We start from the raw sequence: 21,337 nt of genomic DNA, 5'->3' as shown, positions 1-21,337 counted from the left end.
ACCTTCGTCGTGGTCACTGCCTAACATGTCGACTTCTTGGTATAAATCAGCTTTACCTGGGAGGGTAATGGTGACGATTAGCTTGGTATTTTACACTTGGATGCGGTAGCTCATGGCTGTTGCCTTTAAGTGAGCGTGGGCAAAGTAAATTGAGTCCATTTCATGATGCGGTAATAAAAACGAATAAGTTCATCTTTATTAGTTCGGAACTGACAATAATTACGTGACCTACTTGTCAGTTTTCGCCAGTAGGTCATATTGCCAAAACTGTATCAAGCTTCGCTACTATTCATAAAATACTTCACCTTCTGCGCCACCTGCTAGCCTCTTCAGCTTGTTGTACTTTTTCACATATATACTGAGCAATTGGAAATGCTGAAGTAGCCGCTGGTGAAGGCGCGTTGCAAACATGAAGGCTGCGTGGGCTATTAGCAAATAAAAAGTCATGCACTAAACTGCCATCTTTTAGCACCGCTTGTGCCCTAATGCCTGCTGGGTAGGGGCGTAAATCATGAATGTTTAAACTAGGACAGTACTTCCTTACTCGTTGTAAATAGCCTGATTTAAACAAAGAGTCCTTTGTTTCCTTAAAGCCACTGCCTAAATGCTGTTTAGCCACTTTCCAAAAACCGAGGAAGCTCAGCATTTGTTTAGTATCTGCTAAGTTAAAAGAGGCTTTGTTATAACCCTCTCGTGACCAGCCTTGCACAGCGTTGGGTCCAACCGTTACCGTTCCATCAATCATTTTAGTCAGGTGCACCCCCAAAAATGGCAATTCGGGATCAGGAATGGGGTAAATGAGGTGTTTAATTAACTGATTATGGCGGGGCTGCAGTTGATAGTACTCGCCTCGGTAGGGAATGATTTGGAAGTTGATATCAATGTTTAGCATCTTACATAAACGGTCTGCCATAAGGCCACCGCAGCTAACGAGATACTTGCCGCTAAACTGGCCATGTTGTGTATTCACAGTTATTTGAGAGTCACTCTCTGTTAGCCCGCTCACCTGATGTGAAAGTTTAATTTCACCACCTTGCTGGGTAAAAAATTCAGCTATTTTTTGGCAAATTTGCGGGTAACTCACAATACCAGTATCGTTAACCTTAAGCGCGCCTAAGCCTGCAATATTTGGTTCCAGCTCAGTTAGTTGCTGGGCTGATAACTGGCTTATTGCTATTTCGTTTTCTAAGCAACGAGCGGCTAAATCGTGCATACGGCTTAATTCGAGAGGGGTAGTCGCAACCAGCAGTTTCCCGCACTGAAGGTAAGGAATATCGTGTTGTTGGCAAAACGCGATGGTTTGCTTCAAACCTTGTTTACAAAATTGCGCTTTTAAACTGCCCGGTGGGTAGTAAACCCCGGCGTGAATGACTCCGCTATTATGCCCGGTTTGATGAAAAGCCAACGAAGGCTCTTTTTCTAGAACCACTATTTTGGCTTTGGGGTGATTTTGCTTTAGCTGCCAAGCTGTGGCTAAACCCACAATTCCGCCGCCAATTACGATGTAGTCGTAACTCAATGGATAATCCTTTTGACTCATTACTCAAGATGTTAGGCCTAGTTATTTTGGCACAAAAATTCGAAGCTTAGACTAAAGATATCGATCTGCTGCTGAATTCCAGCTAATGCAATGATAAGGTCAAACTTATCAATGCCCTATAGAGAACTGTAAATGGACTTTACTATTTATCATGGTTTATTACTGCTGGTGGTAGGGCTAATCGCTGGTGTGATTAACACCCTAGCAGGCGGCGGCTCCAATTTAACCTTGCCAGCGCTAATGGTTATGGGGATGCCAGCAGAAGTGGCTAATGCCACTAATCGAGTGGGCATTTTTTTACAATGTTTAACCGGTGTTCTGGGTTTCAAGAAGCATGACAAACTTGATACTGAAGATGTCGTACCTATTTTGTGGCCCACTTTGGTGGGAGGACTAATGGGAGCGGTTGCTGCTTCTTATTCACCAGCTTGGATTATCAAATACCTGTTACTGGGGGCAATGTTGGCAATGGCGGCATTAATGCTGTTTAAACCTAGTGCCGTTGCGCCAGAACCGGGCACCCTTGCTCGCAAAATGGATGATACGCCTTCAGCCAAGTGGAGCTTAGGTTTAGCAGGGTTTTATGGCGGCTTTGTTCAGGCCGGCGTAGGGTTTATTTTGATCGCAGCATTGGCCGGCAGTTTGCGCTACGATTTAGTAAGAGCGAATGCGCTTAAATTAGTGTGTACCTTATCTTTTACCAGTATTGCTCTGCTGGTGTTTATTGCCAGAGGGCAAGTGTTGTGGTTGCCGGGTTTAGTGTTAGCGGTGGGTTACATTATTGGTGCCCATTATGCTGTGAAGTTTGCTATAAAAGCGGCGACTAATACGCTTAAATGGTTTCTGTTTGTTATGACTTTGATTGGCTGTGTTGCCGCCTTATGGTTTTAGTTGAAAGGATGTACTGATGAAAAAGACAGTTATTTTTATTGCGGTATTGTTGGTAAGTGCATGTAGCGGCAAACCAGAAGGCATTGAGCCGGTGAGTAATTTTCAGCTACAAAAATACTTGGGAACTTGGTATGAAGTTGCTCGTTTAGACCACTCATTCGAGCGTGGCATGAGCCATGTGACCGCAACTTATAGCTTACGTGATGACGGCAAAGTAACGGTACTAAATAAAGGCTTTTCTGAGCAGGAGCAACAGTGGTTTGAAGCCGAAGGCATTGCTCAGTTTGTTGACTCACCAGACATTGGGCATCTCAAAGTGTCCTTTTTTAGACCATTTTATGGTGCTTATGTTGTGTTTGCCTTGGATGAGCAAGACTACCAATACGCGTTAGTTGCCGGCCCGAACCGAAAATATTTATGGCTGCTTGCTCGAACGCCTGACTTAGCTCACCAAGTGAAAAGCGACTTGGTTCATGAGGCTAAAGACTTGGGTTACGATGTAGATGCGTTGATTTATGTCGATCATCACTCTGAAGTGATTACTTCTCAAGAATAAGAATTTGTTTTAGTAAAGGAATAAGTATGTGGACTGAGGGTAAAGTAATTGAACGTATTGATTGGAATGATGAGCTATTCAGTTTACGAATTAAGGCCGATATTACGCCATTTATCGCTGGGCAATTCATTAAATTATCAGAGTTAAGGGAGGGTAAGCGCGTAGCTCGTGCCTATTCATTAGTAAATCCTCCTGATACCGATTACCTAGAAGTGCTTGCGATTAAGGTAGAACATGGCTTGCTGTCACCTAATCTTCATCAATTGAGTGTTGGTGATGCCATCGATGTTTCAAGCAGTGCGGCAGGGTTTATGGTGTTGGATGAAGTGCCCGAGGGGAAGCACTTGTGGTTAATTGGCACCGGAACAGGAATAGGACCGTATTTCTCAATGTTAGAAACGGCGCAAGCTTGGCAACGTTTTGAGAAAATTGCGTTGGTCTACGGCGTGAGAAAAATCAAAGATATCGCTTATAAAGATCTTATTGATAAATACCAAGCAGAACACCCCACACAGTTCCAGTTTCAAGCCATGGTTACTCGTGAAGACTGCGCAGGTGCGCTTAAAAGTAGAATCCCTGAAGCCTTAGCGAATGGGTCGTTGGAACAAGGGCTTGGCCTTACATTAAGCGCAGAGCATTCCCAAGTGATCATGTGTGGTAACCCCGAAATGATTACCGATGCGCAAGTGATCTTAGAGCAAAAAGGTTTGAAGAAAAATTTACGACGTAAACCAGGGCAAGTAACGGTGGAGCGTTACTGGTAGTGCGTTTTATGAGCATTGATGTTAATCTGCTCGCATCAAATTTTTAGCTCCTGAACATCAACCTAGTTTTTGGTGGTTACAAAAGCAACGCTTGTTGTCAGTTTTCTTTACAATGTTACAGTTTTACTGAATTTTTGAACTGTAAAGTATTGGAAATAAAGACTTAATTTTATTGGCTTGTTTATTGCTTTGTATTGGTTAGGACGGTTTTTAAATAATATACAGAATGCTATTTTGGGGGCGCTGTGTTTAAACAAATTTTATTAGTAGCAACGTGTGCTGTGTCTATGTCAGCTTTCTCTGCGGAGCAAGTTTGGGATTTTGATGATGGTTCACTATCCGGCACTGGAAACGGTAACTCTCTGGATATGTCTGGATTAAGTGTTACTGGTTGGTCGGATACCGCCAACCCTAATGACGGACGTATTAAAAATACCAAACTTAGATATTCGAACTCATATGGCTTGATGTCTGATAATAGAGATGAGCCGAACAATACTCCGCAACATTCTATCGACAGCTACGGCAACGATTTTGATATGGTTTTGCTAACTTTTGATGAAGCGGTAAATCTAGCGGGCTTCACTTTAGGTTGGGCCAGTGAAGATCACGGAACTAATAGGCAAGCTAGTCACGCAGATGTTTCAGTATTGGCTTATTCGGGTAGTGATGTTGCTACTGTGAATAATCAAAGATGGGCTGATTTAGCTGGTTTAGGTTGGACAACTGAAGCCGAAGTAAGTAATGCCGACGATTACGCTTATCAAGCTATTGATTCAGATGCTGTGTCTAAATATTGGTTGATTGGTGCATACAACCCTATATTCGGTAACTTGAACTGGTCTGCTAACAATGATGGATTCAAGCTTGCTGGTGTAAATACCGAAACACCTCAGTTTGCTGCTACTGTTCCAGAACCAGGTACAGTACTGTTATTTGCAGCGGGCCTATTTGGTATTGCACTACGTACCAGAAAGCGCCAAGCTTAAATATAAAATTCCTTTTCCTGTTTAACGAAAAATACGAAATACTCTGTATTTCGTATTTTTTTGTCTTTTTTTTGCCTCTGGTTCATTAGATACTGTTTGTCGGTTAATTGATTGACCCTCGCTGTAACAAGGAACCTGTTTGCCAATGAAAAAGTCTTTTCTCTCTTTCTTACTTTTGTGTGTTGCCGGCTTTAGCTCTGCTAATGAGCAAGCAAATGAATACGAGTTGGCCGTTAAAGCCTTTCATAGTGGGGAAGAAAACGAAGCTTTTATTCATTTAAAAAATGCCTTAACGGCTAACCCCGAACATCTTTCTTCAAAACTGTTACTCGCAAAGGTGTATTTCAACGCTAATAATTTAGGCTCAGCTGAAAAACAACTGGAGGAAGCACTCAACCTTGGTGCTGATATTAATTTAGTATTGCCAATGCTTGGTAATGTTCTATTGCTGCAAGGAAAGACCTCCGAAGTATTGGCTTTTGAAGAACGAGCGAGCGAGTTTTCGCGACAAACTCAGTTTGAGTGGAAGCTGTTGCGTGGACGGATCTACTTATTAAACTCGCAAGCTGATTTAGCGCGTAAGGAGTTTGAGCAAGCGACGAAGTTAATCCCTAATAAACCTAGTGCAATGAATACCTTGGCTACTTTATATCTGCAGCAGAAAGAGTATGTTCTAGCTGAGCAGTGGGTTAAACGTTCTTTAAGTATTGCTGAAAACAATGAGCGAACGTGGCTATTAAAGGGAAACTTAGAAGCGAACCAAGGCCAGATGAGCGCCGCGCTAGAAAGTTATCAGAAAGCCTATAGTTTAGATCCTGAAGATCCTAAAGTTTTACGTAGTTTGGTGATGACCCACCTTAAAGCTAATCAGCTAGAAGAGGCTAAGCGCTACTTAAAGAAAGTCCAAGAACAGACTCCTAACGATCCTACCGCTATTTTAATAAGTGCTACCTTGTTAAGTGATGAAGATAATGCCGAGTTGGCTGAGCAAGCGCTTACTGAATTATCTCAAAAGGTATCTGCTGCCGAAGGCGAAGAACTGACTGATGCCAATACGCTGTTGTTTATTCAAGGCGCCTCAGAATTTATTTTAAAGAATGATGAAAAAGCCCAGCAGTACCTGAGCCAGTATTTACGGCAGAAACCCAGTGATTTAGGCGCAACAAGAATGCTTGCTAAGGTGTATTTGCGTTCGGGCGAGCCTTATAAACTGCAGCTACTCCTTCAAGAAAACTTTGATTATATTATTCGCGACCTCGGTTTGTCGGTACAGTTGGTATATCTCTATATAGACGCAGGGCGGTTACGTGCCGCGCAGCAGGCTTTTGAGCAAATTCGCGCTTATCATAGCGATTCGAATTATGTGGTTATATTAGAAGCTGAGCTAGCACGAGCGAGTGGTGAAGCAGAGCGAGCTTTAAGTTTGTTGCAAACTTTACCTTATAGCGAAGTAGACGCCCCGATAAAGTGGCTGCAGTTGAAAGGTGAGTTGGCTCTACAAGTTAATAATTATGCCCAGGCTAAATTAGCAGTAGAAGAGCTTATTGGCCGAAACATTAAAACCAGCCCTACGCAAAATTTAATCGCGGCTTACTACATTAAAACTCAGCAGTTTGATCTGGCACTGCGTTATCTTGATGACGTTTTAGCGAGCAGCCCAAGTAATTTGGGCGCACGTTTTAATAAAGCTTTGGTGCTAAAAAGCCAAGGTAAGCCGGAACAGGCTTTAGTATTGCTCAAGCAAATTCTTACTACTCAAAATGACCATGTGGCGAGCTATTTGCTGGCCGCTCGTATTTACTTGCAGCAGCAAGACTACCCACAAGCTATTGAGCAATTGGATAAAGTACTGCTTTATCAGCAAGACAATAGAGTGGCTAGGGAGTTGAAGTTAGATACATATATGCAAACTCAACAGTGGTCTTTGGCATTAGCCGAGGTTGAAAAATTAAATCGTGAATATATTTTAAATGAGCAATATTTAAGCTCTTATGCTGAAATATTGATTCGTTTAGAGCGTTACGACGATGCCGCTTATCCTATTGGATTACTGGACAGTATTTGGAAAGAGCAACCGGAAAACTTAATTACTTTGGCTCAAATGCAGATTCAAGCAAAGCAATTGTCTGCTGCAAAAGCGAGCTTGCTTAAATCTCACGAACTTGACCCTAAAATAATGACAACGTTAGTCTTGTTAGCCAAAGTTGAATTGGCGCAGCAACAGATTGAAGACGCCGAGAAAACGGTCGTTAAACTACAGCAATTGTTCGGTGATAGCAGTGAGTTATATGCACTAAAGGGCGATATCTTGCTGCGTAAAAGTCTACCGCTTGATGCTCAAAAACAATACAGCCAAGCGGTGGCCTTAAACCATTTCAATCGCGAAGCAGTGGTGCGTTTGTATCAATTGTCTAAGCAAGGTGTAGCTGTGAAGGCATTTCATCAGCAACTAGAAGTCTTGTTGGAAGATAGCACCAAAACAGCTTGGCATCGCCGTTTATTGGCAGACAGCTATTTGCAAGACAAGCAATTGAGTCAGGCGCAGACACACTATGAAGCCTTACGAACTATTCCTGAGTTAGAAAATGAGCCGGGCATCTTAAATAATTTGGCTTATATCTACTCTAAAACTGATTTAGACAAGGCTTACAGTACTATTGCTATTGCGGTAGAGCAGGGCTCTAAGAATGCGGCAATTTTAGACACCATTGGGTGGATTGAAATACAGCGAGGTAAGTTTGACCAAGGTTTAGTGTTTTTGCGCGAAGCCTACACAATGAATTCTTCGGATGCTGCGATTCGTTACCATCTTGCTTTTGCGTTGGATAAGTTAGGGCGAAAAGCAGAGGCTAAGCGAGAAGTACAGGAAGCCTTAGAATTAGAACAACAGTTCTCTGAGTACGAAGACGCTAAAGCCTTATTAGACAGCTTAAGCTAAAGGCTTCGCTTCCAATAAAAAAGCCACCTGTAGGTGGCTTTTTAGTTTCACAAATTAGCTTATTCGTTTGTATTTTATACGATGAGGCTGTGCGGCTTCTTCGCCAATGGTTTCTTTAAGCCAAGCTTCATACTCAGTAAAGTTACCCGCATGGAAGTTCACTTGGCCTTCATCGCGGTAATCAAGAATATGAGTTGCGATGCGGTCTAAGAACCAGCGGTCATGCGAAATAACCATGGCACAACCAGCAAACTCTAATAAGGCGTTTTCAAGTGCACGTAGTGTTTCTACGTCTAGGTCATTGGTTGGTTCATCTAGGAGTAATACATTGCCACCGGTTTGAAGCAGCTTAGCGAGGTGCAAACGACCACGCTCACCCCCAGATAACTCACCCACACGTTTTTGTTGATCGCCACCTCTAAAGTTAAAGCGACCCACATATGCACGACTTGGTACTTCAACGTTACCAATTTTTAGAATGTCAGAGCCACCAGACACTTCTTGCCAGACTGTGGCTTTGTCATCCATTGCATCACGGAATTGGTCTACACTGGCGATCTGAACCGAGTCACCCACTTCTACAGTACCTGAGTCTGCTTGCTCAGCGCCGGTTATCATCTTAAATAAGGTTGATTTACCGGCACCGTTAGGCCCAATAATGCCTACTATCGCGCCCTTAGGGATGCTGAATGATAGGTCATTAATAAGAACTCGGCCGTCGTAAGATTTGCTTAGCTTAGTGACATCAATCACCTTGTCACCTAAACGCTGAGCGGCTGGAATGAACAGTTCGTTAGTTTCATTACGGCTTTGGAAGCTTTGAGTATTAAGCTCTTCAAAGCGTGCCATACGTGATTTACTTTTGCTTTGACGACCCTTCGCGTTAGAGCGAACCCATTCCAATTCTTTTTGAATGGATTTCATGCGGGCCTTCTCTTGGGACGCTTCTTGGCTTAAACGATCTTCTTTTTGTTCTAACCAAGATGAGTAGTTACCTTCCCATGGGATGCCTTCGCCGCGGTCTAGCTCTAAAATCCAACCTGCTACGTTATCTAAGAAATAGCGATCGTGAGTTACTGCTACAACGGTGCCTTCATAGTCATGCAGGAAACGTTCTAACCAAGCAACAGATTCAGCATCTAAGTGGTTGGTAGGTTCGTCTAGTAACAACATGTCTGGCTTTTCAAGCAATAAACGACATAGCGCTACGCGACGGCGTTCACCACCTGACAGTTTCTCAATTTTTTGATCCCACTCCGGCAGGCGCAAGGCATCGGCTGCTCGCTCTAACTGGTTCTCTAAACTGTGAGAATCGTGAGTGGCTAAAATAGCTTCCAATTCGCCTTGTTCTTTAGCAAGTGCATCAAAATCAGCGTCTGGTTCAGCATATTCTGCATAAACTTGATCTAAGCGAGTTTGGGCACTTTTAACCACCGCTACCGCTTCTTCTACCACTTCACGAACGGTCTTGTCTAAGTCCATTTGTGGTTCTTGCGCTAAGTAACCGATTTTGGTGCCAGGGTTGGCGCGTGCTTCCCCTTCAATTTCGGTATCGATGCCAGCCATAATACGTAATAACGTAGACTTACCTGAGCCGTTAAGACCTAACACACCAATTTTGGCGCCAGGGAAAAAGCTTAAAGAGATGTTCTTTAGAATGTGCTTTTTAGGGGGGACGATTTTACCGACGCGGTTCATCGTATAAATAAATTGGGCCATTTGCCGTTCCTATAGAATGTCAAAACTAGTGTTTGGTGCAGCTAAAGCATACACCCAAATCAGATTGTTTTTATCTTCCGCTATGATACTGGCTTCCTTGCTGGATGCTAGCTTTGCCAATCACTTTATTCAGCCTGTTGTTGATGTTGTCACTGTTTTATATGAAAAGCGGCTAAATCTGCTGTTGGCCACCGTTGATAACCGAGTGGGTGATGGCTTCGAGTCGAATTTGCTAATAATTAATGCTATGTTGCTGTTATCACTATTTGAAGTAACTGACTGATGAAAAGATTGTTGTTAGCTTGCCTAGCGCTTAGCCTGGCGTTTACGGCTTCCGCCTTAACTTATGACCTACCCAATGATGGTAGCCGTTTATTGGGGGGCAACCAGTGGCACCGGATCCAAAAAGGTGAAACTATCGCGCTTATTGCCGAGCGTTATGGCGTAGGCTTTTTGGCTGTAATGGCAGCCAATAAGGGTGTCGACCCATTTTTACCTGAAGTGGATAGCCAGCTGCTTATCCCCACTCAAATACTACTACCTGATGTTGAGCATAAAGGCGTAGTGGTTAATTTGGCTGAACTACGTTTGTACTACTTTCGACCAAATAACCATCAAGTAGATGTATTGCCAATTGGCATTGGTCGAATTGGTCGTGAAACACCTGAAATGAGTACTTATATTAGCCAGAAACGAGAAAAACCAACTTGGACACCAACTCAGAATATTCGAAACGAATACGCTGCAAAAGGCATCATTCTGCCGCAAGTGGTTCAAGCTGGACCTGAAAACCCATTGGGCGAATATGCGCTGCGATTGGCTTATGGCAATGGTGAGTATTTGATTCATGGCACTAACAAAGAATTTGGGGTTGGCCTGCGAGTGAGCTCTGGCTGTATTCGCTTGTTCCCGAACGATATTGAGTATTTGTTTTCTCAAGTTAATGTGAAAACACCCGTACGTATTATTGATCAATCGATTAAACATTCCTTAGAGCCAAGTGGTGAGTACTTGTTAGAAGTGCATCAGCCGCTAAATCGTTCACAAGAAGATGTAAGCCAAGCAACTTCATTAAAGCTAAGTAGAGATGATATTAAGTTTATTACTCAAGCGGGGGTTGATTCTTCGGTTGTCAATCAAGCGCTGAAAAACCAGCAAGGCATTGCTTTAATGGTGGGTGAAAATCAGGGATAAAAAAAGGAGATGCCATAGCATCTCCTTTTTCACATCGGTTTAAACTTACTTAGTGTAAGAAGAAGCGATGTTGTCGATACGCTCGTTAGCGCGCATAGCTTCAGCTTTAGCTTGGTCAGCACTCATTTGAGCTGACTTGATGTCGCCACTCAAAGAGCTTTGCTCTGCTCGAAGAGCTGCAACTTCGTTAGATAGTGCATCAACTTTGTCGCTTAGAGATTGTACGTTGTTTTCTAAAGCGGTAGTGTTTGAAGAACAACCCGCTAGTAAAATGGTAGAAGCAATAGCGCCTGCAACTAAAAACTTATTCATGGTAAGTCCGTCCTTTATGTTCAAGTCTAACGAATGATATCAATCGTCAATTCGTATTAAGCAAAGCCATTCACTGCGTTGAGTGAGCCGCTGATATGATTATGGCTCAATATTATTAAGCTGCAAGCCCTAGATAGTAAAAGTAAAAGAAAAATAGGGTGATAACAGGGATTTAAGTTATTTTGTTAACATTTTTGCAACAAAAGATGTCGCCTAGTAGGGACATTTCAGGATTATTGCTAGCCTGCTGTTAGTTAATGCTTTTACATTGTTTATTAGAGCGCTGCTTAATATGTTGGTATTCCGCCTTGCGGTTGTCTGCACTTTGGTAACGTTTGGGTAAACTTAACACCACGATAAGGTAGTCCCCCTTAGCTTGTTGCTCTTCTATAGAGAGTGCCAAAAACTCTTGCTGACTGACTGCAACCACTGAGCTTATTTTTGAATTTGGTAAACGTTGTTGCACCCGTGAGTAGGTGCCTTGTTTTTGTTCGATATGAAAATTACCCACAATGTGCATGACTTGTTGGTTCTCTTCATTGCCAAAGTGAGCGGCAATAGACTCAGCCATGGTCTCGTCCCAGGCTAACATGGCTAGAAAATGATTTTGGCTTTGTTGGCTGTCGCCATGATGAGCATTTCCAAATAAGCGTTGCTGGTAAGCGGGATCATCTACGGTAAATTCTTGGCTCAACAAAAGGCGCTGCTCCGAGTCTAGCGTGTCTAAATAGGCCAAACCCTCGTTACCTATACAAGTCACATGCGCTTTAGGGGCGTTGGCGGCAATAACGTTTAAGTGCTTAGCCTTCGAGAATTCAACTAAGGGCCGATAATCGGAACGGTAATTTGGCCAAGCGTTAGTTTGCTTAATCAACCATTCTTCACCGATCTCATTGTTTAAATACTCGTTTACTAAAGCTTGTTGGCTACGATCAAATTGTTCCAAAGATAAGCTTAATTGATGGTGTTGCGCATGCAGAGATTGGAATAAACGTAACTGTGCTAAATGGATCCCTGGGTGACTATGGTACTCACCAAATAACACCACATTTGAATCTGCAAGCAAACTGGCTAGTGTTTCAGTATCGTTGAGAACTTGCTGAGCATGTGGGTCAAAAAGGAGGTAATCATAATAAGTCTCTAACGGGGCAGCGATGCTCGCTTGTTGAAGACCAGTGTTTGGTTGGCTAGTACTGCAGGCCGTTAAGCTGACCAAGATAAACAGTAAACTTGAAAGACGAAATAACATAGGGGTCAATACTCTAAGTGTAGATGATAATCATTATCATCTTAGCCTTTATTAAACCTAAAAGTAATGCTTAAATTAACGTGAATTTATTTCATAAAGATCAAAGCAGGCGGTGAGAGAATTGCAAACAGGTGCCTTTACACTCACTATCTCACTTCGATGCGCCATACGGGGTTTATGTTAAGTTTATGCTATCAAGGTAAACCTAGAGCTTAAAATTTTGCTGTGATCTGAAAAGGACTCAGGTTAGAATGCGCCTTCGAAAAATCACCCACCAACATGTAACAAAAGAGTCAGGAGATACTGATGTTAAAGCGTGATATGAATATCGCCGATTACGATGCCGAATTATGGCAAGCCATTACTAAAGAAGAAGTTCGCCAAGAAGAGCACATTGAGCTGATTGCTTCTGAGAACTACGCCAGCCCACGGGTAATGGAAGCGCAAGGTTCTTACCTTACTAATAAGTACGCCGAAGGGTACCCTGGCAAGCGTTACTATGGTGGTTGTGAGTATGTAGACCAAGCTGAAGAACTTGCTATTGAGCGTGCTAAACAGCTATTTGGTGCAGACTACGCAAACGTGCAACCTCATGCAGGTTCACAAGCTAACTCAGCTGTTTTTATGGCATTACTAAATGCTGGTGACACTGTGCTAGGCATGAGCCTTGCTCATGGCGGTCACTTAACTCACGGTGCCAGCGTAAGCTTCTCAGGTAAAATCTATAATGCTGTTCAGTACGGAATTAATCCGGAAACTGGCGAGCTAGATTACGCTGAAGTTGAAAAGCTAGCTAAAGAACACAAACCAAAAATGATTATTGCTGGTTTCTCAGCATACTCAGGTGTGGTTGACTGGCAGCGTTTTCGCGATATCGCTGACGAAGTAGGTGCTTACCTATTTGTTGATATGGCACACATTGCTGGTTTAGTGGCTGCAGGTTTATACCCAAACCCAGTTCCTATTGCAGACGTAGTGACTACCACTACGCATAAAACCTTAGCTGGCCCACGTGGCGGTTTGATTTTGGCTCGTGCTAACGAAGTTATCGAGAAAAAATTAAACTCTGCAGTATTCCCTGGCGGCCAAGGCGGTCCTTTAATGCATGTTATTGCAGCTAAAGCAGTAGCTTTTAAAGAAGCTATGGAGCCTGAGTTTAAGCAATACCAACAAGCGGTATTGGATAACGCAAAAGCGATGGTGGCGGTGCTACAAGAGCGTGGTTACAAAATTGTATCTAACGGTACTGAAAACCACTTGTTCTTAGTTGACCTTATCGACAAAGACATTACTGGTAAAGACGCTGACGCAGCACTAGGCCGCGCCAACATCACTGTTAACAAGAACTCGGTTCCAAACGATCCTCGTTCACCATTTGTGACCAGTGGTTTGCGTATCGGTACGCCTGCGATTACCCGTCGTGGTTTAGATGTAGCTGCTGCTAAAGACTTAGCGGGCTGGATCTGTGATGTACTAGATAATTTACAAGATGATGCAGTTATCGAACGTGTTAAAGGCCAAGTGTTAGAACTTTGCCAGCGTTTCCCGGTCTATGCTTAAGTAAGCAATCTATAGTCAGGGACTGACAAGATAAATGAAAGGAGGCTTATGGCCTCCTTTTTTGTATCTGTTTTTTAGTCCAACTTAGGGTTTCTACGGGCTAAATGTGAATAGGAACACAAACCAAGGAGGGATAGTTTAGATCTACGCTTAACAAACATGCAGTTGGTATTGTTTTTGCTGAGTTTTTAGATCTAATTGATAAGTCAAATTACCAGCATTGTTGGTAGTTTCAAAAGAGAGAGAATAACAATGGACATGAATCCAGTGGCCAGCGCAAAAAGAATGGTTTTTCTACAGTTTGTAATTTGGGGAAGCTTTATGCTGTTAATCATTGCTCAATAGCGATGACTACACAGTGTTATGGGCAAAGGATTTGCCTGCTGTTTGCTCAATAGTACCTTGATGCAGCACTAAGCGCTTGCCCTGATTTAAATGGGTAGTACAGGCGACCCTTAGTAATGAAGTGAAATTGCCCACTTTGCCTTCTCGCTGCAAAACTTCATGGTAAATTTGGGTTAGAAAACCAGCTAGGCTCAGTTCCGCTTCATCGGCTATTTGCTCTAAAAGCTGCCAGAAAATCGCTTCTAAACGAACACTCGTGACCACACCGTCTAAACGCACCGAACGCGACTTTAACTCAAATAATTCGGCTTCAGTACCTGAATAGATCTCACACATAACAAATCTCACCATGATTAGATCGAAGTCTAATCATGGTACAAAACGTCAAAACTTGCTCTTTCACTTAGGTTATTTTAACAATGCGTTAAATTGAGCTAGCCATTGAGGATGGGCGGGCCATGCGGGGGCGGTGACCAAGTTTCCGTCTGTTATTGCTTGGTCTACGGCAATATCAGCATAGTCGCCGCCGGCTGCGGTTACTTCTGGCGCACAAGCAGGGTAGGCAGAAATGTGTCTGCCAGAGGCAATACCTGCCGCCGTTAACAACTGGGCACCATGGCATACCGCCGCTATGGGTTGCTGCTTATTGGCAAAGATTTTGATGATCTCTAGCACTTGAGGGTTTAAGCGCAGGTATTCAGGCGCACGGCCGCCAGGCAACAATAGTGCGTCAAAATCATCGGCAACTATTTCATCAAAGCTGCCGTTAAGAGTAAAATTGTGCCCTGGCTTTTCGCTGTAAGTTTGGTCACCTTCGAAATCGTGAATCGCGGTTTTTATCTGCTCACCTGATTGCTTTTCTGGGCAAACGGCAACAACATTATGCCCTACCATTTGTAGTGCTTGAAACGGCACCATCAATTCATAATCTTCAACAAAATCGCCCGCAATAATAAGTACTTTAGCCATCACTCTCACCTTAACAATTTGTTTACATTTCAATGGCAGGATAAGGGCTAGCAGAGTGTAAGGGGTAGTAATTGGTTACTACATTACACTTGGGGATCAACGGAACTAATAAAAGTCTATTTCATTCAACAGTTTATATTTGGCTATTTGGGATTATAATTTTTAGATATTTAAAGCAAACTGAGCGTTGGTCTTCGCTTTTCACTTATTAAAAAAACAGTGCTAATGAAATGTTACTTGCTGCAGAGCACTCGTCCATTAATCCTTAAGTTTTCAGCGCTTAAGTTTTTACTGATCTGTACCTTGGCCTGTTAAGCGGATAAAATCGTTACATATCTAACTAAAGGAACACCCATGCACTGTCCATTTTGCTCCGCCCATGAAACTAAGGTTATTGACTCACGTCTAGTGGCTGATGGCCATCAGGTGAGAAGACGCCGTGAGTGTTCAGAGTGCCATGAGCGCTTTACTTCATTTGAGTTAGCTGAATTGGTCATGCCTCGAGTCATTAAAGGCAATGGGATAAGAGAACCTTTTAACGAAGAGAAAATGCGAGCAGGCATGATGCGAGCGCTAGAGAAGCGTCCGGTGAGTGTTGACCAAGTTGAGCAGTCAGTAAATAAAATTAAGTCTCAACTCCGCGCCACCGGCGAGCGTGAAGTTGAAACCAAGTTCATTGGTAAGATTGTGATGGAGCAGCTAATTAGCCTCGATAAAGTGGCTTATGTGCGCTTTGCTTCGGTATACCACTCCTTTGAAGACATTAAAGAGTTTAGTGACGAAATTGCAAAATTGGAAAAATAAGTGAGTTTTAGCCCTCAAGATTGCCAATATATGGCAAGAGCGCTACGCCTTGCTGAGTTAGGAACTTACACTACCGCGCCTAATCCAAATGTGGGTTGTGTACTGGTGAAAAATGGCCAGATTATTGGTGAAGGTTATCATCAAAAGGCTGGTGAAGGGCATGCCGAAGTTAACGCGGTAGTAAAGGCTAAAGAAGCTGGTCATAGCGTAGTGGGTGCACTTGCCTATGTCACCCTAGAGCCTTGCAGCCACGTAGGCCGAACACCCGCTTGCGCAAGCATGTTGATAGAAGAGCAAGTCGCCGAAGTGATTATTGCGATGGTTGACCCTAATCCGCAAGTCGCTGGTCGAGGCATTGGTATGTTAGAACAGGCGGGCATTAAAGTTCGCACTGGCTTAATGGAATCAGCAGCGAGGGCGCTAAACCCTGGCTTTTTATGCCGAGTGGAACGTAAGCGCCCATTTGTACGTTTAAAGCTGGCTGGCTCGATAGATGCCAAAACCGCTTTATCGAATGGCGAAAGTAAGTGGATTACTTCTTCTTATTCACGGAGCGATGTTCAACGTGAACGCGCTCGCAGCCATGCTATTTTGTCTACCGCTACCACTGTGCTTAGAGATAACGCGAGTTTAAATGTTCGCCATAATGAGTTAGGTAGTTTAACCCACCATTTAGAGCAACAGAGCTTACGCCAGCCATTGCGTATAGTGGTGGATCGTCAGCAACGTTTATCTGCGGCTTCTCAATCTTTAAACATATTCAAACATCCCAAGTCACTGTGGCTAGCGGGAACCCAACTTCAGTCGCAAGTAGCCGCTGATAAGCAATTTATCATAAGTGATTCAGACCAGAGCTTGAGTGAGTTGATGCAACAGCTAGCGGAAGCTGAAATCAACGATGTGTGGGTGGAAGCAGGAGCAAATTTTGCGGCCGCACTGATTAAAGCAAAGCTGGTCGATGAGCTAATTTGTTATCAAGCTGGTAAGTTGATGGGCGCCGATGCACAAAGCTTAATAGGCCTAGAGGGTTTTACTGAGATGAATCAGTTAAATTCTTGGCAATGCCTTGAAACCCGCCGCGTAGGCCCCGACATTAAAACTATCTGGATCCCACAAGCAAAGGGTGCACAATAATGTTTACTGGAATTATCGAAGCCCTTGGCATTATCAAGAGCATTGAAAAGCGCAGCGGAGACGTGCGTTTACATATCGCCTGTTCCAGTTTAGACATGGCTGATGTGCATCTGGGCGACAGTATCGCCGTAAATGGTATTTGCTTAACGGTGGTTGAATTTGGTAGTGATTACTTTTGCGCCGATGTTTCCACCGAGACTCTTAGTTTAACCTCTTTGGCTAAATGTAAGCAGGGCGATAAGGTGAACCTAGAAAAAGCCATGCTCGCCACTAATCGTTTTGGCGGCCATATTGTTAGCGGCCATGTAGATGGCTTAGCGGAAGTGGTGAGTATTAGCCCTAGTGCTAGGGCAGTAAACATTTGGTTAAAAGTTCCTAACGAGCTGGCTCGCTATATTGCTCATAAAGGCTCAATAACCATAGATGGGATTAGTCTTACGGTAAATGAAGTTCAACAACAGCAGCTGCGTTTAACCATTATCCCCCACACCGCAGAGCAAACGACTATCTCGCAATGGGCGCCAGGGCAAAAAATTAACCTAGAGGTTGATGTGATTGCCCGTTATGTTGAGCGCCTAATCGGCTATGCTGAAGAGAGTAAAAACGAATCAAACATCAATACTGCATTTTTGGCGCAACATGGCTTTTTAAAGTAGCCAGTAGCAATAATGAAATGCACTAATAACTATAAATAACACCCCTTAGGTAAGAAAGGTTTTGCTATGTCACTAAGCAGTATCGAAGAAATTATTGAAGATTTACGCCATGGCAAGATGGTAGTACTCATGGACGATGAAGATCGCGAGAATGAAGGCGATTTAATCATGGCTGCTGATATGGTGACGCCTGAAGCCATTAACTTTATGGCCACCTATGGGCGTGGTCTGATTTGTTTACCAATGACCAGAGAGCGCTGCCAGCAACTTAAGTTGCCGTTAATGGTGGATGTAAATACCGAGCAATTTGCCACTAATTTCACGGTGTCTATAGAAGCCGCTCAAGGCGTCACTACAGGTATTTCTGCTGCTGATCGCTCACGCACCGTTCAAGCGGCTGTTGCTCGCGATGCAAAACCTAGTGACATTGTTATGCCTGGGCATATTTTCCCGTTAATGGCACAAGAAGGCGGAGTACTAACGCGTGCTGGTCACACCGAGGCCGGAACTGATTTAGCCCGTTTGGCTGGGCGGGAACCTGCTGCAGTGATTGTTGAAATTCTTAACCAAGATGGCACCATGGCGCGTCGCCCCGATCTAGAAGTGTTCTGTAAAGAACACGACTTAAAAATGGGCACGATTGCAGACCTTATTGAATACCGCAATAACAATGAAACCACCATTGAGCGAGTGGCAGAATGTAAAATGCCTAGCCGTCATGGTGATTTTAAGCTGATTACTTACCGCGATACTATCGACGAGAAAGTACACTTTGTGATGCAAGCTGGCGAAGTTAAAGAAGATCAAGCCACTTTGGTTCGTGTGCACTTGCACAATACCTTTAGTGACTTATTAGGCAGTGACCGAGCCGGAAAAATGAGCTGGCCGCTGGATAAAGCATTAGAAAAGATCTCTAATGAAAATGGTGTTTTGGTGTTGTTAAGTACCGACGACGATGCTGAAAACTTGATTGAACAAGTCAAAGCCTTCGCGTTGCAGGACCGTGGCGAAACACCACCACAAAAGCGTCAGCAAAGTGCCTCTCGCACCGTGGGTGTAGGCTCTCAAATATTGGCTGATTTAGGTGTGAGTAAAATGCGTTTGTTAAGCTCTCCGAAACGTTATCACGCGCTTTCTGGCTTTGGTCTTGAAGTTGTTGAGTACATTGACCAGGAATAATTTCCGATGCGCTTTGGCGTAAAATTAAATTAAGGGTCTATCACTTTAGTTGTGCTAGAATGGCGCGATTTTTTTGATGGACTCAAAGAATAGGCAGAACAACCATGAAAGTAATTGAAGCAAACTTGGCGACTCCAAACGCTAAAGTAGCCATTGTTATCGCCCGTTTTAATAGCTTTATTAATGAAAGCTTATTATCTGGTGCCGTAGACACGCTAACCCGTCAAGGCGGTGTAAGCGATGACAACATCACTGTTGTTCGTGTGCCTGGTGCGGTAGAGATTCCGCTAGCAGCTAAGCGTATTGCAGCGTCTAAAAAATACGATGCTATTATTGCTTTAGGTACGGTAATTCGTGGTGGAACTTACCACTTTGAATTGGTAGCTAATGAATGCCACAAAGGTTTAGCGCAAGTGATGATGGAGTACGATATTCCAGTAACATTTGGTGTGCTAACCACTGAGTCTATTGAGCAAGCGATTGAACGCGCTGGCACTAAAATGGGTAATAAAGGTACCGAAGCCGCCCTAAGCGCTTTGGAAATGATTAACTTAGTTAATCAGATAGAAGTTTAATTTGAGGAATTCTCTGTGAAACCAGCTGCACGTCGTAAAGCTAGGCAATTTGCTACCCAAGCAATTTATCAATGGCAAGTGACCAAGGACAGCGTTGCTAACATCGAACATCAGTTCTTAACCGAACAAGACATGAGTAAGGCTGATGTTCCTTATTTTTCTACTTTAATTTCTGGTGTAGTGGCTAACCATGAAAAACTAGATAAAGCGATGAGCTCTTCGCTGTCGCGTAAGTTAGAAGAATTAGACATCGTTGAGCATGCGATTTTATTAATCGGTGTTTATGAGTTATTGATGGTGACTGACGTTCCGCCAAAAGTTGTCATTAATGAAGCCATTGAACTGGCTAAATCATTTGCTGCTGAAGATAGCCACAAGTTTGTGAATGGTGTACTAGATAAAGTTCTACGCTTACAGCAGTTTAAGTCTTAATTAATGTCGTCTCAGCCGTCACTGGGTGAATTCGATATTATCGACAAATACTTCCAGAAAAGCGCGCCTCGCCAAGATGTAATTCTTGGCGTAGGTGACGATGCTGCGGTAGTTGCCTTACCCGATAATAGTCACATTGCCATTTCAACCGATACCCTGGTTGAAGGCGTGCATTTTTTTGCCGATATTCCCCCACGCGCTTTAGGGCACAAAGCATTGGCTGTTAACCTTAGCGATATGGCCGCCATGGGCGCAGAACCGCGCTGGGTGACTTTGGCGATTACCTTACCCGAAATAAATGAAGCGTGGCTGGCCCAATTTAGCAAAGGCTTTTACGACTTAGCCGAGTACTTTAATGTGAGCCTGATTGGAGGTGATACCACCAAAGGTCCGCTTAGCATTACTGTTACGGTGCATGGAGTGGTGCCTCATGGTAAAGCGCTGCGGCGAGATGGGGCTAAACCAGGTGATTGGATCTATGTGACCGGTAACTTGGGGGATTCGGGTTTGGCCTTAGCGCATTTACAAAATCAGCTGAGCTTAAGTCCGCAGCAATTAGAGTTGAGTTTAAAGCAGCACTATTTCCCTCAGCCGCGGGTACTAGCCGGTTATGGATTACGCGATATTGCCTCTGCCACAATCGATATTTCTGATGGTTTATACAACGATTTAGGCCACATCTTAAGAAAAAGCAGTTGTTCAGCGACTTTAAAACTTGAGCAATTACCTTTATCTGAAACCATGAACGAAGCCGTAAGTATTGACCAAAGCATTGCTTTTGCCTTAAACGGTGGAGAAGACTACGAGTTGTGCTTTACCGTGCCGGAATCTAATAAAGGCTCGGTGGATACTTCGCTATCGTTTAGCGGCATACAATATACTTGTATTGGTCAGTTAGCGCCGGGTAAGGGCGAAATAAAATTACAATATAAAGACAAGCCTTATCAGCTAGATCAAGCTGGTTGGGACCATTTCGTATAAGCAAGCTATTCACGAGAACCAATAATGGATAAGGCTTTAGCCCGTTTAAATTTGCGTAACCCCTTACATTTGTGTGCGGTTGGTTTTGGTAGCGGCTTAGCCCCTAAAGCGCCAGGCACTTTTGGCACTGTAGCAGCTATTCCCCTCTATTTACTGCTCGCACCGTTATCGTCATGGTTGTATATCACTTTGGTTGTGTTGAGCTTTATATTTGGCGTGTGGTGTTGTCAAAAAGCCAGTGACGCTATGGGGGTTCATGATCACGGCGGCATAGTGTGGGATGAGTTCGTTGGTTACTGGATTACAATGTTTATGGTGCCCTTGTCACCGCTGAATGTATTGCTTGGTTTTGTGCTATTTCGCTTTTTTGATGTATTAAAGCCCTGGCCGATTAAAGTTTTAGATAAAAAAGTTCACGGCGGCTTTGGTATAATGATAGACGACGTATTAGCTGGTGTTTTTGCCGCCATCTGTTTGCAAGTTGTGCTGTTTGTTCTCGCTTAATTAATCAAATTCTCTAGTTCCTGAATTCTACTGCCCCTCAATCTAG

Annotated in this window: 22 protein-coding genes; 16 read left to right on the top strand and 6 right to left on the bottom strand. The window is 43.5% G+C overall.

The genetic code is table 11. The features are described 5' to 3' along the window. Positions 1 to 301 precede the first annotated feature (301 nt). On the bottom strand, positions 302 to 1,519 hold the full coding sequence (gene lhgO / locus FFR00_RS02320) for an L-2-hydroxyglutarate oxidase (RefSeq protein WP_137671740.1): 1,218 nt from the start codon (positions 1,517 to 1,519) through the stop codon (positions 302 to 304). Positions 1,520 to 1,672: 153 nt separating this feature from the next. On the opposite strand from lhgO, the gene FFR00_RS02315 reads away from it, so the two are divergent. From FFR00_RS02315 to FFR00_RS02295, 5 genes are all read left to right on the top strand, one after another. After that, the gene (locus FFR00_RS02315) at positions 1,673 to 2,431 is read left to right on the top strand and encodes a sulfite exporter TauE/SafE family protein (protein WP_137671739.1); all 759 of its coding nucleotides are present in this window, start codon (positions 1,673 to 1,675) and stop codon (positions 2,429 to 2,431) included. A 16-nt stretch (positions 2,432 to 2,447) separates the two neighbouring features. Further along, entirely contained in the window at positions 2,448 to 2,987 is a 540-nt protein-coding gene (locus FFR00_RS02310; RefSeq protein WP_137671738.1) for a lipocalin family protein, read from the top strand. A gap of 26 nt (positions 2,988 to 3,013) precedes the next feature. Next, positions 3,014 to 3,751 (top strand): ferredoxin--NADP reductase, encoded by a 738-nt coding sequence (locus tag FFR00_RS02305; RefSeq protein ID WP_137671737.1) that lies wholly within the window; start codon positions 3,014 to 3,016, stop codon positions 3,749 to 3,751. Positions 3,752 to 3,996: 245 nt separating this feature from the next. Then, a complete protein-coding gene (xdp1, locus tag FFR00_RS02300; RefSeq protein WP_137671736.1) occupies positions 3,997 to 4,740 on the top strand; it encodes an exosortase-dependent surface protein XDP1 in 744 nt (247 codons plus the stop codon). 145 nt (positions 4,741 to 4,885) lie between these two features. Further along, positions 4,886 to 7,678, top strand: coding sequence for a tetratricopeptide repeat protein (locus FFR00_RS02295; RefSeq protein ID WP_137671735.1), 2,793 nt, complete (start codon positions 4,886 to 4,888; stop codon positions 7,676 to 7,678). A 54-nt stretch (positions 7,679 to 7,732) separates the two neighbouring features. On the opposite strand, the gene ettA is transcribed toward FFR00_RS02295, so the two are convergent. Continuing rightward, a complete protein-coding gene (ettA, locus tag FFR00_RS02290; protein ID WP_137671734.1) occupies positions 7,733 to 9,397 on the bottom strand; it encodes an energy-dependent translational throttle protein EttA in 1,665 nt (554 codons plus the stop codon). A 16-nt stretch (positions 9,398 to 9,413) separates the two neighbouring features. On the opposite strand from ettA, the gene FFR00_RS02285 reads away from it, so the two are divergent. Continuing rightward, positions 9,414 to 9,680, top strand: a complete 267-nt coding sequence (locus tag FFR00_RS02285; protein WP_137671733.1) for a hypothetical protein — start codon at positions 9,414 to 9,416, stop codon at positions 9,678 to 9,680. Beyond that, positions 9,680 to 10,591 (top strand): L,D-transpeptidase family protein, encoded by a 912-nt coding sequence (locus FFR00_RS02280; RefSeq protein WP_137671732.1) that lies wholly within the window; start codon positions 9,680 to 9,682, stop codon positions 10,589 to 10,591. The genes FFR00_RS02285 and FFR00_RS02280 overlap by 1 nt, the downstream gene beginning before the upstream one ends. A 45-nt stretch (positions 10,592 to 10,636) precedes the next feature. Here FFR00_RS02280 and FFR00_RS02275 read toward each other — a convergent pair whose 3' ends face one another. Both FFR00_RS02275 and FFR00_RS02270 read right to left on the bottom strand, forming a co-directional pair. Then, a complete protein-coding gene (locus tag FFR00_RS02275; protein ID WP_016402681.1) occupies positions 10,637 to 10,903 on the bottom strand; it encodes an Lpp/OprI family alanine-zipper lipoprotein in 267 nt (88 codons plus the stop codon). Between the two features lie 250 nt (positions 10,904 to 11,153). Further along, a complete protein-coding gene (locus tag FFR00_RS02270) occupies positions 11,154 to 12,152 on the bottom strand; it encodes a ChaN family lipoprotein (RefSeq protein WP_137671731.1) in 999 nt (332 codons plus the stop codon). A gap of 306 nt (positions 12,153 to 12,458) precedes the next feature. Here FFR00_RS02270 and glyA point away from each other — a divergent pair, with 306 nt between their 5' ends. Beyond that, the gene (gene glyA, locus FFR00_RS02265) at positions 12,459 to 13,712 is read left to right on the top strand and encodes a serine hydroxymethyltransferase (protein ID WP_137671730.1); all 1,254 of its coding nucleotides are present in this window, start codon (positions 12,459 to 12,461) and stop codon (positions 13,710 to 13,712) included. Between the two features lie 351 nt (positions 13,713 to 14,063). Here the strand turns inward: glyA and FFR00_RS02260 are convergent, their stop codons facing one another. Both FFR00_RS02260 and FFR00_RS02255 read right to left on the bottom strand, forming a co-directional pair. Continuing rightward, entirely contained in the window at positions 14,064 to 14,393 is a 330-nt protein-coding gene (locus FFR00_RS02260) for a ribbon-helix-helix domain-containing protein (RefSeq protein WP_137671729.1), read from the bottom strand. Between the two features lie 72 nt (positions 14,394 to 14,465). Continuing rightward, positions 14,466 to 15,026, bottom strand: a complete 561-nt coding sequence (locus tag FFR00_RS02255; protein ID WP_137671728.1) for a DJ-1/PfpI family protein — start codon at positions 15,024 to 15,026, stop codon at positions 14,466 to 14,468. A 354-nt stretch (positions 15,027 to 15,380) separates the two neighbouring features. Here FFR00_RS02255 and nrdR point away from each other — a divergent pair, with 354 nt between their 5' ends. The 8 genes from nrdR to FFR00_RS02215 all read left to right on the top strand — a co-directional run bounded on the left by nrdR (position 15,381) and on the right by FFR00_RS02215 (position 21,291). Then, complete coding sequence (gene nrdR / locus FFR00_RS02250; protein ID WP_137671727.1) at positions 15,381 to 15,830, top strand: transcriptional regulator NrdR; 450 nt, start codon at positions 15,381 to 15,383, stop codon at positions 15,828 to 15,830. Then, complete coding sequence (gene ribD / locus FFR00_RS02245) at positions 15,831 to 16,964, top strand: bifunctional diaminohydroxyphosphoribosylaminopyrimidine deaminase/5-amino-6-(5-phosphoribosylamino)uracil reductase RibD (protein ID WP_235836137.1); 1,134 nt, start codon at positions 15,831 to 15,833, stop codon at positions 16,962 to 16,964. It abuts the gene before it with no gap. Then, entirely contained in the window at positions 16,964 to 17,620 is a 657-nt protein-coding gene (locus tag FFR00_RS02240) for a riboflavin synthase (RefSeq protein ID WP_137671726.1), read from the top strand. Before ribD ends, FFR00_RS02240 begins: the two co-directional genes overlap by 1 nt. 66 nt (positions 17,621 to 17,686) lie before the next feature. Beyond that, positions 17,687 to 18,799 (top strand): bifunctional 3,4-dihydroxy-2-butanone-4-phosphate synthase/GTP cyclohydrolase II, encoded by a 1,113-nt coding sequence (gene ribBA, locus FFR00_RS02235; RefSeq protein ID WP_137671725.1) that lies wholly within the window; start codon positions 17,687 to 17,689, stop codon positions 18,797 to 18,799. Between the two features lie 104 nt (positions 18,800 to 18,903). Next, positions 18,904 to 19,374: a 6,7-dimethyl-8-ribityllumazine synthase gene (ribE, locus tag FFR00_RS02230; RefSeq protein ID WP_137671724.1), complete on the top strand. Its 471-nt coding sequence runs from the start codon at positions 18,904 to 18,906 to the stop codon at positions 19,372 to 19,374. A gap of 15 nt (positions 19,375 to 19,389) precedes the next feature. After that, positions 19,390 to 19,806 carry a transcription antitermination factor NusB gene (nusB, locus tag FFR00_RS02225; RefSeq protein WP_137671723.1) on the top strand — a complete coding sequence of 139 codons (417 nt, stop codon included), beginning with the start codon at positions 19,390 to 19,392 and terminating at the stop codon, positions 19,804 to 19,806. A gap of 3 nt (positions 19,807 to 19,809) precedes the next feature. Further along, the gene (gene thiL / locus FFR00_RS02220) at positions 19,810 to 20,787 is read left to right on the top strand and encodes a thiamine-phosphate kinase (RefSeq protein ID WP_137671722.1); all 978 of its coding nucleotides are present in this window, start codon (positions 19,810 to 19,812) and stop codon (positions 20,785 to 20,787) included. A 24-nt stretch (positions 20,788 to 20,811) separates the two neighbouring features. Beyond that, a complete protein-coding gene (locus FFR00_RS02215; RefSeq protein ID WP_137671721.1) occupies positions 20,812 to 21,291 on the top strand; it encodes a phosphatidylglycerophosphatase A in 480 nt (159 codons plus the stop codon). Positions 21,292 to 21,337: the final 46 nt, after the last annotated feature.

It is taken from the genome of Agarivorans sp. Toyoura001, from assembly GCF_005405585.1.
Taxonomy (GTDB): domain Bacteria; phylum Pseudomonadota; class Gammaproteobacteria; order Enterobacterales; family Celerinatantimonadaceae; genus Agarivorans.
The sequence above is the reverse complement of the archived record's forward strand: the minus strand, read 5'-3'. Positions and strand labels throughout refer to the sequence as shown.

Coding starts and splice junctions, on each gene's coding strand:
- FFR00_RS02315 (WP_137671739.1), top strand. CDS start 1,673: ATGGACTTTACTATTTATCATGGTTTATTACTGCTGGTGGTAGGGCTA.
- FFR00_RS02310 (WP_137671738.1), top strand. CDS start 2,448: ATGAAAAAGACAGTTATTTTTATTGCGGTATTGTTGGTAAGTGCATGT.
- FFR00_RS02305 (WP_137671737.1), top strand. CDS start 3,014: ATGTGGACTGAGGGTAAAGTAATTGAACGTATTGATTGGAATGATGAG.
- FFR00_RS02295 (WP_137671735.1), top strand. CDS start 4,886: ATGAAAAAGTCTTTTCTCTCTTTCTTACTTTTGTGTGTTGCCGGCTTT.
- ettA (WP_137671734.1), bottom strand. CDS start 9,397: ATGGCCCAATTTATTTATACGATGAACCGCGTCGGTAAAATCGTCCCC.
- FFR00_RS02285 (WP_137671733.1), top strand. CDS start 9,414: ATGTCAAAACTAGTGTTTGGTGCAGCTAAAGCATACACCCAAATCAGA.
- FFR00_RS02280 (WP_137671732.1), top strand. CDS start 9,680: ATGAAAAGATTGTTGTTAGCTTGCCTAGCGCTTAGCCTGGCGTTTACG.
- FFR00_RS02275 (WP_016402681.1), bottom strand. CDS start 10,903: ATGAATAAGTTTTTAGTTGCAGGCGCTATTGCTTCTACCATTTTACTA.
- FFR00_RS02270 (WP_137671731.1), bottom strand. CDS start 12,152: ATGTTATTTCGTCTTTCAAGTTTACTGTTTATCTTGGTCAGCTTAACG.
- glyA (WP_137671730.1), top strand. CDS start 12,459: ATGTTAAAGCGTGATATGAATATCGCCGATTACGATGCCGAATTATGG.
- FFR00_RS02260 (WP_137671729.1), bottom strand. CDS start 14,393: ATGTGTGAGATCTATTCAGGTACTGAAGCCGAATTATTTGAGTTAAAG.
- FFR00_RS02255 (WP_137671728.1), bottom strand. CDS start 15,026: ATGGCTAAAGTACTTATTATTGCGGGCGATTTTGTTGAAGATTATGAA.
- nrdR (WP_137671727.1), top strand. CDS start 15,381: ATGCACTGTCCATTTTGCTCCGCCCATGAAACTAAGGTTATTGACTCA.
- FFR00_RS02240 (WP_137671726.1), top strand. CDS start 16,964: ATGTTTACTGGAATTATCGAAGCCCTTGGCATTATCAAGAGCATTGAA.
- ribBA (WP_137671725.1), top strand. CDS start 17,687: ATGTCACTAAGCAGTATCGAAGAAATTATTGAAGATTTACGCCATGGC.
- ribE (WP_137671724.1), top strand. CDS start 18,904: ATGAAAGTAATTGAAGCAAACTTGGCGACTCCAAACGCTAAAGTAGCC.
- thiL (WP_137671722.1), top strand. CDS start 19,810: ATGTCGTCTCAGCCGTCACTGGGTGAATTCGATATTATCGACAAATAC.
- FFR00_RS02215 (WP_137671721.1), top strand. CDS start 20,812: ATGGATAAGGCTTTAGCCCGTTTAAATTTGCGTAACCCCTTACATTTG.